The organism is Gemmobacter lutimaris (genome assembly GCF_003570715.1).
Lineage (GTDB): Bacteria > Pseudomonadota > Alphaproteobacteria > Rhodobacterales > Rhodobacteraceae > Gemmobacter > Gemmobacter lutimaris.
Genome location: NZ_QXXQ01000020.1, coordinates 26,366 through 36,742 on the forward strand (window position 1 = coordinate 26,366; position 10,377 = coordinate 36,742).

Consider the following 10,377-nt stretch of genomic DNA (forward strand, 5'->3'; position numbering starts at 1 on the left):
CGGGCGACCAGTGCCGTGATCTGGATCAAGCAGCGCAGGAGTGATGCTCCATGACATGGCGAGTGCCGCAGGTCGGCTGATCGGCTCGCTGCTCTCGGGCCTCAGCTACCAGATCGGGGGGCTTACGCTGGCCTCGCCACGGCCGGCCTGATGGCTTTGGCCCGTTGGCTGGCCGCCCGGCGGCTCAGGCCCGTCTGAGGACAAGCAGAGCAATCGTCGCCAGCACACCAACTCCTGCGGTCAGCCAGATGGCGTGAAGGCCCCATGCTGTCAGAGCAGCGCCAAAGATCAGCGGCGCGGCCGCCTGCAAGATGCGCGCAGGCGCGTTGAGCCAGCCGATCCGACGCCCGTATCCCGCCGGCCCGAACAGGGCGAGCGGCAGTGTCCCCTTGGCGATGGTCAGGATACCATTGCCCGCCCCGTGCAGGAGCGTGAAGGCATAAGCCGCAGGGGCGCCGAATCCCATCAGTGCGACCGCCGCCACCGGATGCGCCGCCGCGGCCAGCCGGGCCGATGCAAGGGGATGGAACCGGCGCAACAGCCCGAATTCCAGCACCCGGGCCGCGACCTGAGCCGGGCCGATCAGCGCGCCCGCCGCGAGGGCCACGGCCGTGCTGGCCCCCGCCGCCTGAAGCAGCCCCGGCAGATGCGCGGCCATGGCGGTCGAGTTGAACCAGGTCGCCGCAAAGACGAAGGCCAGCAACCAGAGAGCAAGCCGGGAAGGCGGTGGGCCGTCCTCGACCGGCGTCGCCTCTGCGGTGACTGTCGTGGTGCCTTTCGGCAGCCACGCGTTCAGCGGCAAGGCCACCACCAGATGGATCAGTGCCCAGCCGATACAGGCCTCGCGCCAGCCCCATGTCGCCAGCATCAGCCCCGAAAGCGGCCAGCCCACCGTGCTCGCGAACCCGGCGATCAGGGTGATGCCGGTGATCGGACCGCGGGCATCCTTGCCGTAGATCCCCGTCAGAGTGGCGAAACCAGCCTCGTATAGCCCGATCCCCATACCCAGCCCGATGACCGCCCAGCCTGCAAACAGGACCAGCGGCGACGGCGCCACGGCGAGCAACCCTAGGCCCGCCGCGAAGACGAGGTTCGACAGCATCAGCACGCCGCGCCCGCCAAAGCCGTCGATCCTCGCCCCGGCCCAGGGCCCGACCATGGCGGAAACCACCATCGCCATGGAAAACGCACCGAACACCCAGACCGGCGAGAGGCCGAGGTCTTCGGCCATGGGCACAGCCAGAACGGCGGGGATATAGTAGCTGGAGGCCCAGCTGACGGTGAGAGAAGAGCCGACGGCAGCGACAATCAGTCCTCGCCGCGCCGGAGACAGTCCAGGGATCATGATGGGGCTTCGATGTGGAAGGGAGCTGCGAGACAATGCGCCTCGCCGCTGGTGTTCATGCCACCTGTGTCCAGAGCTGGAACAGCAGCCCCGAAGCGAAAGCGCCCGTCAGGGACAGGCCGATATAGACCGCAAAGACCTGTGGCCGCGCCAGCGCCCAGACCGCCATGGCCGCCGGGACCGAGGTGACGCCGCCCGCGACAAGGAACGCCATGCCTGCCCCGGGCGCCATGCCCTGCTCGATCAGCCCACCGACCAGCGGCAGCGCGGCGTAGCCGTTGAGATAGGCGGGCACGCCCACCAGCGTGGCAGTCACGATCGGCAGCAGCCCCTCGCCCCCAAGCGCCGCGGTGACGGTTTCCGCCGGAATCCGCGCCAGCATCAGGCTTTCGAGGATGAAGGCCAGCGTCAGCCACTTGGCAAGGAACAGCGTGGTGGTCAGCGCCGTCTTGCCGAACTTTGCCCGGCGGTCCGCCTGTGCCCAGAAGCGCCAGACCACGGGCTTGGGCGCGCGAATTCTGGCGCCGCCGCAACCCCCGTTCCCGATCCCCTCGCGCAGCGGATCGGCGAAGGCGCCGCGCTTCATCATCAGGTGCACCACGGTGCCGCCGAAAACGCCCAGCCCGATGGCGGCCACACTCTTGGCCACCGCGAACTCAAGGTCCAGCACGCCCGCCGTCAGCACGAACATCGACGGGTCCATGATCGGCGAAGCCAGCCAGAAGGCCATGACCGCTGATAGCGGCACGCCCATCGCCAGCAGCGCTGCGATCAGCGGGATCACCCCGCAGGAGCAGAAGGGTGAGATGCCACCCGCCAGCGCACCGAGCCCGATCATCAGGATCGGCGCGCCGGTAAATGCCTTGGCGATCAGGTTTTCGGCCCCCGTCGCATTGGCCCAGGCTGCGATGCCGATGGACAGGATCAAAAAGGGCGCTGTGCCCAGCAGGGCCTTGCCCGCAAACAGGGCGCTGTCCGCGGCCTGGGGTGCGTCGAACACGGCCAACGCCACAAGGATCAGCGCCGAAGCGAGCCAGACCCGCTCATCCCGCCACAGATGGCGCAGAATGGACCGGAGGCCGGGTGTCGGGAGGGTTGACTCAGTCATCACCAAATCTCCGGATTTATAGGTGTTTCAAGGCCAGAAAAAGAATGCGCGCACATCAGGCCGCATCCTCCGACGAGCAGGTCGTGACGCCGGCGCAGCATTCGGACGTCAGGAAACCGACGAGTCGATTCACCGCGGGAAAATCGACCCGGTTGAACACCTCGCGGCCCTGCTTGTCCTGCAGCACCAACCCCGCATCGACCAGCGTCGAGAGGTGATGCGCCAGGGTCGACGGGGCAAGCCCCAGGTGCTCGCCGATATCGCTGACCCTCAGCCCGTCGTCGCCAGCCTTCACCAACAGGCGAAAGATCGACAAACGGGCATCATGGCCAAGGGCGGCAAGAGAGCGAGCGTTGGGACTGATCGTTGTCATGGAGCTAAAATAACCACAATCCTAGTTTTGTAAATGATTCGTGTTGGGACCATATACGGGGTCAACCGAGACCACCCACTGTCCTGTGTCGCCCCCACTCCATCTGCTGAAGCATCGTCTACCACACGCGTCGCAGCTATCCCGTTTGCGCACCAGATATCTCGCACAAACCTTACGTCGGCAACAAACACGACTGGCCGGTTTGGAGAGTGCACGCTGAGGCGCGGCAATGGCGCCGACTGTCGGCTTTGGGCCGGAAGAAGACGATACCTCGCACGCTCTGGTTCATGACATTTCATTCGAGGCTGGCCAGCACGCGATGAGCGACTTCAATGAAAATCCCTGCTCGGGAACAGCTTCTTCGCCTGCTCCCTCGGGTGTCGCGCTCTGCCCGCTGTTCGGCTGGGCCTGACGGTCTCCCCTGCCCTCTCGGTCTCAGCCCCGATCCGCAACTGCTGCCCGATGGTGGAAAGCCGGGCTGACAGATCCTCGATGGATTCTGCTATCAGATGGGTCACCTGCCCGTCGCGCTCGATCCGCCCCGTCACCCGCAAGAGCCGCCCGGCGACCACAGCGGCGCGGAAGGCCTCATAGACCTTTTTCCAGACCACGACATTCGCGGTGCCGGTTTCGTCCTCAAGGGTAAGGAAGACCACGCCCGAGGCGGTGCCCGGGCGCTGGCGGGTGATGACCAGACCCGTGAGCTGGATCCGGCCCTTCGCATGGCTAGCTGACGCCGCAGGCAAGCTCTCCGGCAGGTTCGGGCGCAGGATCTCCATAGGATGGGCGCGGAGCGACAGCCGCAGCGCCAGGTAATCCTCGATGACCTCCTGGCCAAGCGTCATCCGGGGGAGCTCGACCAGCGGTTCATGCTCGCCTTCGCCATCCAGCCCGAACAGTGGCAGCGGTTTTGGCGCCTTCAGGGCCTTGGCCTGCCAAAGGGCATCGCGCCGCGAGAGACCGAGAGCCGCAAAGCCGTCCGCCTCGGCGAGCCGATCCAGCGCATCGGGCCTGAGCCCTGCGCGGCGCCAGACACTTTCGACATCGGAGTAGCCATTGCCGCGGGCGGCCTTGATCCAGATGGCATCCTCCTCGCGCATCCCCTTCACCTGCCGGAAACCAAGCCGCAAAGCATGTGAACCATCAGCCCGGGGCTCGATGGTGCAATCCCAGACGGAATCGTTGATCGAGACCGGCCGGACCTCGACCCCGTGATCGCGCGCATCCCGCACGAGTTGCGCGGGCGCGTAGAATCCCATCGGCTGGGCATTCAACAGCGCGCAGGTAAAGATCGCCTGATGGTGACGCTTCAGCCAGGCCGAGACATAGACCAGCCGGGCAAAGCTGGCGGCATGGCTTTCGGGGAAACCGTAGGAGCCAAACCCCTCGATCTGGGCAAAGCAGCGCGCCGCGAACTCCGCATCATAGCCGCGTTCCAGCATCCCGCCGACGAAGCGGTCCCGGAAGCCGCCGATGGTGCCCATGCGCTTGAAGGTAGCGAGCGAGCGGCGCAGCCGGTCGGCCTCGGCGGGCGTGAAGCCTGCCGCGACCACGGCGATCTGCATGGCCTGTTCCTGGAAGAGGGGCACGCCATAGGTGCGACCGAGCACCTCCATCATTGCAGGGCCGAGATCCTCGACCTTCTCCCTGCCCTGCCTCCGGTTGATGAAGGGATGGACCATGCCGCCCTGGATCGGCCCTGGCCGGACGATAGCCACCTCGCAGACCAGGTCGTAGAATTTCCGGGGCTTCATCCTAGGCAGAAAGTTCAGCTGCGCGCGGCTTTCAACCTGAAACACCCCGATCGCATCCGCCTTGCAGAGCATGTCGTAGACGCGCCCGTCCTCAGGCGGGATGTTCGCCAGCGTCAGCTGCCGCTGGCGGTGGGTCTCGATCAGGCCGAAAGCCTTGCGGATCGCGGTCAGCATGCCAAGTGCGAGGATATCCACCTTCAAGAGGCCAAGCGCGTCGATATCGTCTTTGTCCCATTCGATTACGGTGCGATCCTCCATCGCGGCGTTCTCGATGGGGCAGAGCTCGTCAAGCCGTCCTTGGGTGATGACGAAACCGCCAACATGCTGCGAGAGATGCCGGGGGAAGCCGATGATCTCGCCAATCAGCTTCACAGCCAAAGCAACGCGACTGTCCTCGGGGCTGAGGCCCGCTTCGCGCAAGCAGTCCTCGCCGGGGGCCGAGGAGGACCAGCCCCAGATCTGCCCAGCGAGCCGGGCGATCACATCCTGGCTTAGCCCCATGACCTTGCCAACTTCGCGGATCGCGGCACGGGAGCGGAAGTGGATCACCACAGCGGTTAACCCCGCGCGCTCGCGGGTGTAGCGCTCATAGATCCACTGGATCACCTCCTCGCGACGCTCGTGCTCGAAATCCACGTCGATGTCTGGCGGCTCACCACGCTCTTTCGAGATAAAGCGCTCAAAGATCAGGGTGATACTCTCGGGGGGTACCTCGGTGATGCCCAGAAGATAGCAGACGACGGAGTTCGCGGCCGATCCCCTGCCCTGACAGAGGATGCTTTTCGAGCGCGCGAAACTGACGATGTCGTAGACGGTCAGGAAGTAGGGGGCGTATTCCACCTCGGCGATCAGATGCAGCTCCTTCTCGACACGGGAGACGATCTTCGGCGGCGGCCCGCCGGGATAGCGCCAGTGCAGCCCTTCACGCGCCAGCCGCTCAAGACGGGTCTGAGCGGGCTCTCCGTCCCGCGCCTCATCTGGATATTGGTAGCACAGCTGATCCATGCGGAAAGCACAGCGGTCGGCGATTTCGACCGTGCGACGCAGGGCAGCCGGATAGCGGTGGAAGATGCGCGCCAGTTCCTCGCCGGATTTTAGGCGGTGCTCGCCATTGGCAAGGCGCCGGTCGCCAATTCTGTCGATGGTGCAGCCCTCGCGGATGCAGGTCAGGACATCTGCGAGCGGCCGCCGGTTTGATCGGTGCATCAGCACATCACCGACAGCGACTTTGGGCAGCCCCGTGGCCTGCGAAATCTCGGCCAAACGATCAAGCCGCTCCTGATCCTGCCCGTCATAGCGTGGTGCTGCGCCAAGGAAGCACTGACCGGCGAAACGGGCAGCGATCCGGCGCAGATCCCGCTCGAAGCCGGTCGCGTCCAGCGGATCCGGTGGCAAGGCGATCAGCATCATCCCCCTGCCCCATTCCTCCATATCCGCCAGCCCTATATGGCAGCTGCCCTTTTCGGCGCGCCGCTTGCCGAGCGACAAGAGCCGGGTCAGCCGCGACCAGGCCGCCAGGTCGGTGGGTAGCGCCACCCATTCCACCTGGCTGTCGGTTAGCACGAGCCGCGCGCCCGGGATCAGCTTCGGCAACGAGGCCCCCTGCCCCACCTGAATTTGGCCCGCTTCCTCCGCAATGCGCGCGAGTTCCTTCAGCGCCGAAAACGCCCGCACCACTCCGGCAACCGAGTTCTGGTCGGTGATGGCTATGGCCGTGAGACCAAGCTCGGCCGCGCGCTTCACCAGTTCCTCGGGATGCGAGGCTCCGCGCAGAAAGGTGAAGTTGGAGGTCACGCAGAGTTCGGCATGAGGAATCACAAGAAGACCCCTTGAGCATACCAGTCCCGTGATCCGGATTGTGGCGTGCGAAAGAGCCAGAGCCGCGGCCCTTCATTGGTCTCGATTCGCCAATAGTCCCGCACACCGCTGCGCCAGGCGGGGTCGTCAAACCACCATTCGGGGCTGATCCGCTCAGGGCCATGCGCGCGCAGGGTGGTGAAACCCATCCGGCGCCAGCTGAAGCGGGCGGGAGGGCTGCCAGAGACCTGGGCCAAGGCTTCCGCCGGGAAGAGCGTGATGGGACGGCGGGGACGGCGCTTTGGCGGAAACGGCTCCGGTGCGGCATAGGCGGCAGGGACGGTCAGGAAGCTGCGCTCTGGAATGCGGCTGCTTGCCGGCAGGTAGCGTTGCACCGCATCGAAGCCCAGCCGATTGCCGATCCGCGAGATCAGGTCGGAAAGCTCATCTTCGGCCCGCGCCTGCGCGTTGCCGATCTGCTCAGACGCCAGTGGCTCGGTTATTGAAGCGGTCAGGCGCAGACCGTCGATCCCGAATCCGGAATCGACCTCATCCACCCCTTTGAGGAACAGGGCCGAGATCCGGACCGGGTCGCGCATTGCGCGGGCGAGACCGACATCGACCACCGCGGCCGAGCGATCCACGCGCTGCAGTTCCAGCCGGACAGCCCGTGCCCCCATCTGCGCCGATGCCAGCTTGTCGCAAAGCCGCACCAGAAGCCTGTCGAGCACGCCCATCACATCGGCTGTGAGCCCGATCGGCTCGGGCAGGGTCATCCGCACCCCGAAATGCGGCGCATCCGCTTCGGCTGCAACAGGCTCGGCTTGGGTCCCAAGCGCCTGATCCAGACGGCGAAGAAGTTCAGCGCCGAACCGGCGCGCCAGTGGCGCCCGGGGCACAGCGGTCAGGTCGGCGATCTTGTGCAGCCCGAGGCGGGTCAGACCTTCGGCGACCGGAGCCTCAATCCGCAGCGCGCTCACCGGCATCGGGCCCAGCCGAGAGAGCAACCCGCCTTCCGGGATCACCCCGCCACCACGGCGGGCAAGTGCCCAGGCTCCGCCCCGGGTCTCGGCAATAGCGCTTTTCGAGGAGACCCCTGCCCTCTCGAGCCGCGCCTCGAGATCGGCCAGAAGCTCGACTTCACCGCCAAAGAGATGCGGCACGCCCGAAACATCGACGATCAGGCCGTCCGATCCATCTTTCGCAGCATGTGGTCCGTAACGGCTGGCCCATCTGCGCAGCCCTTCAAGCGCCCTGCCCTCCCGGATCAGATCGGCTGGCCGCGTGGAGAGGACCGGACAGACGGCGCGCGCATCGGCCAAGGGCATGCCACGATGGAGCCCGGCGGCGCTTGCGATACTGTTCAGACAATGCAGATGCTCCGCGTTCGACGCTAGGCGCGTCAAAGCGAAAGGCCCCTCAACGGGGCGGGCCCTCAGGCTGATGTCGCTCGCCAGCCTGGGGAACCAGATGGACAGCAGCCGTCGCGCCATTCCAGCTCACATCATGGATTCCGGTCGTTCCTCTTTTGTTCTTATTAAGGATCCAGCGATGACGAGTCGAGTCCAGAGGCGAGGGCAGCGGATCACATTTCCAGCGGGTCTCGGCGGCATTGCTGCCCCTGCCCTCCTGGATCAGCATCAGACCCGTCGTGCCACCGGCCTCGGCCGCCAGCTGGAGCCGTCTGCCCGCGGTCAGCGAGATGGGCTTTTCCGGAGCGGCGATGACCAGAGACACCGGCCGCGCCCTCAGCGCTTCTTCGACGGTCCAGAGCAGATCGGTCTCGCCCCTCGCTTCTATGAAATACAGGTGCTCGGCTATGCCGTCTGGCAGGGATCCCGGCATTGGCCGATCACGATCATGCGCCAAGACGATCCAGAAGACCGGTCCCGCCAATCTTGCCGCCTGGAATAGTGCAAAGACGTTTCGCCCTTGTCCTTCTACTTCGTGGACGCGGCCCTTCAGCAGATGGAGAGGATCATCACTTCCGACCTGTAGCCGGTCACGCAGGGTCCGCACGAGTGCCCTCCGCGACTATTTTGAGGCGCCCATTGGCTAGGGGCTGTTGAAGCTTCAGCGCCTCGCTCGTATCCACGGTCAGCCAGCAGCGCCATTCATCCGGCCAGGTGAGGATCACCGGGATGGCCTTGGCATGCACCAGGCGGACCTCTGTTTTGGCTTCACAGGCCAGAAACCCGAAGAGCTCAGTTGTCATCTCGCCCTCCTTCAACTTTCTGACCGAGGTCCATTCGGTGCGGATTCCAGCAAAGAACGCAAGTGGTCGATCCTGCCCGAGGGAAACCAGGCCGGGTGATTGCGACGCGCGTCAGGTCGAACATCAAGTTTGGAGAAGCTGGTGAAGGGAACGAGGCAGTGGTGTTCGATCCCGAGCCATCTTCGCCAATATGGCGAGCTGACGTTTCGTATATTTGTGACGCCGGGGTCTGTGCGCTTGCCGGCCAGATAGACGGGTGGCGTCGGCATACCCCATCGGGCCGTGGTCAGTGTCCAATCCCGTCTTTCACCGCGGCGAATGATCGGCGCGGCATAGTCGGGGAAGATGCCGGATGCGGGCGCGAGGTTACCTGCGGCATCGATCAGTTCCTCATCCTCTTCCAGCACGTCACTAAAGACCTGACGCATCGCGTCCTGGCTTTTCGTCTGGGCGTAAAGATTGCACATAATCTCGATTCCCGTTGTTCCTGTGTGAGAACATTCATAGAATCTATCCGATCGCCTTCTAGCGGTCTATTTGGGTGTTTGAAGTCCATAAGACTGCGATCTGTGCTTAAGCTCGCAAGACGGATCTCACATAGGCATCCGGGTTGAGGATGGTTCCGATCTGTTTTGCCATGCGGTCTTCAAGCCTGAGAAGCTCCCACAGCCCGAGTCTGCTCGATGCGCTGGCGAGGATGTCCTGGCTTATTCTCAGCATCTTCCCGAACTCGAAAGCGACGCGTGTGGCCTCTTGGCTACTGGTTGGCTCTTCATAGAACGCGTTGACCTCGGTCAGGGCTGCCCAATTGGGAAGAGCTGTGGTTTTCTGCATTCTTTTTTTTGTATCTGACTCTTGCTCTATGTGGCGGACATTTCGTCCGTCAGAGCCGGGCTTTTGCTCGGTTGGCGGCAGGCGGCAGGTTTCTGCGGTGAGGGCCTGAAAGGTTTCGGGAACCGCTTGGTCTGGGGTGCGGCCCATGGTGGTCTCCTCGCAGGACGTAGTGTTAGCGGCTTCCGCATTGGAGGGAAGGCGTTGCTCAACCTGTTCGGTTTCGCAAACGGCCCCCACCTGGCGGGCCGCATGAGACGATATGACCGCGGTCAGTTGCGAGAGAGCTGCCCGAGCCTCAATGAGAGTCAGCGAGGTGCGCCGCACAAGGTTACGCAGCCCGTCGATGAACGTGGTGACAGCGTCGCTCAAGTGGAGTTCGGCGCAGGCCGCGCGCAGTCTGAGGATCTGGGCCCGCAGCCCGCGCAACTCGTCTGCTTCCTCGCGGCGGCGCAGGGCAAGGGCGAGCAGCTCGTCGGACTGCGCGAAGAGGGGGGACAGGTCCAGCCCGAAGGCGCCGATCGGTTTGCCGTGCTGCATCACAGGGAAGCGCTTGCCATTTGCGCTGTCTCGGCGGCGAATAAGTCCGGCGGCTTCTAGCGTCTCAAGATGCCGGCGCAGCTGACGGTCGGTGAGACCCTTGGCGCGAAAGCACAGGGTTTCGTTGCTGGCGTAGACAGTGAGCAGGGTGGTCGGAGAGACCGGCGTCTCGCGGCCATCCGCGCCCTGGCAGGGCAGGCAGCTCAGCAGCGCATCGAGAACGACCACAGCGCCTTGCCGGATGCCGAGATCGCGACTGCATGTGTTGACCGCGGCCATGATGTCCCGACGCGAGATCGGCCGGAACGCTGGCTGTAGGTTGACCGAACCCATGCCGGGGAGCGAGTGCTCCTCAGATTTGGCACAGATCTCGTGCGCCCCGGTCGCAATGACCGTGGATGTGATGTGTTTTTT

The 10,377-nt window shown here is 64.6% G+C and carries 9 protein-coding genes and 1 pseudogene; 1 reads left to right on the plus strand and 9 read right to left on the minus strand.

The genetic code is table 11. The annotated features are described in order from the left end of the window. Nucleotides 1-55 precede the first annotated feature (55 nt). A pseudogene (locus D2N39_RS20540) lies at nt 56-198 on the plus strand (organoarsenical effux MFS transporter ArsJ); the annotation flags it as partial. Here the strand turns inward: D2N39_RS20540 and D2N39_RS20545 are convergent. From D2N39_RS20545 to D2N39_RS20580, 9 genes are all read right to left on the minus strand, one after another. Continuing rightward, on the minus strand, nt 185-1,345 hold the full coding sequence (locus tag D2N39_RS20545) for an MFS transporter (protein ID WP_119136644.1): 1,161 nt from the start codon (nt 1,343-1,345) through the stop codon (nt 185-187). The pseudogene D2N39_RS20540 and the gene D2N39_RS20545 sit on opposite strands and share 14 nt — an antisense overlap. 55 nt (nt 1,346-1,400) lie before the next feature. Further along, the gene (locus D2N39_RS20550; RefSeq protein ID WP_199725327.1) at nt 1,401-2,453 is read right to left on the minus strand and encodes a permease; all 1,053 of its coding nucleotides are present in this window, start codon (nt 2,451-2,453) and stop codon (nt 1,401-1,403) included. Between the two features lie 55 nt (nt 2,454-2,508). After that, a complete protein-coding gene (locus tag D2N39_RS20555) occupies nt 2,509-2,826 on the minus strand; it encodes an ArsR/SmtB family transcription factor (RefSeq protein WP_119136646.1) in 318 nt (105 codons plus the stop codon). Nucleotides 2,827-3,155: 329 nt separating this feature from the next. Then, nucleotides 3,156-6,398: an error-prone DNA polymerase gene (locus tag D2N39_RS20560; RefSeq protein ID WP_119136647.1), complete on the minus strand. Its 3,243-nt coding sequence runs from the start codon at nt 6,396-6,398 to the stop codon at nt 3,156-3,158. Next, complete coding sequence (locus D2N39_RS20565; RefSeq protein WP_325048521.1) at nt 6,395-7,783, minus strand: Y-family DNA polymerase; 1,389 nt, start codon at nt 7,781-7,783, stop codon at nt 6,395-6,397. Before D2N39_RS20565 ends, D2N39_RS20560 begins: the two co-directional genes overlap by 4 nt. A gap of 13 nt (nt 7,784-7,796) precedes the next feature. Beyond that, entirely contained in the window at nt 7,797-8,273 is a 477-nt protein-coding gene (locus D2N39_RS20570; RefSeq protein WP_233557334.1) for an ImuA family protein, read from the minus strand. Nucleotides 8,274-8,379: 106 nt separating this feature from the next. Continuing rightward, entirely contained in the window at nt 8,380-8,607 is a 228-nt protein-coding gene (locus D2N39_RS23455; RefSeq protein ID WP_325048522.1) for an SOS response-associated peptidase family protein, read from the minus strand. After that, a complete protein-coding gene (locus D2N39_RS20575) occupies nt 8,604-9,059 on the minus strand; it encodes an SOS response-associated peptidase family protein (protein ID WP_233557329.1) in 456 nt (151 codons plus the stop codon). Before D2N39_RS20575 ends, D2N39_RS23455 begins: the two co-directional genes overlap by 4 nt. Nucleotides 9,060-9,165: 106 nt before the next feature. Further along, a partial coding sequence (locus tag D2N39_RS20580; protein ID WP_325048523.1) for a helix-turn-helix domain-containing protein occupies nt 9,166-10,377 on the minus strand: 1,212 nt, incomplete at its 5' end.

Coding starts and splice junctions, on each gene's coding strand:
- D2N39_RS20545 (WP_119136644.1), bottom strand. CDS start 1,345: ATGATCCCTGGACTGTCTCCGGCGCGGCGAGGACTGATTGTCGCTGCC.
- D2N39_RS20550 (WP_199725327.1), bottom strand. CDS start 2,453: ATGACTGAGTCAACCCTCCCGACACCCGGCCTCCGGTCCATTCTGCGC.
- D2N39_RS20555 (WP_119136646.1), bottom strand. CDS start 2,826: ATGACAACGATCAGTCCCAACGCTCGCTCTCTTGCCGCCCTTGGCCAT.
- D2N39_RS20575 (WP_233557329.1), bottom strand. CDS start 9,059: ATGTGCAATCTTTACGCCCAGACGAAAAGCCAGGACGCGATGCGTCAG.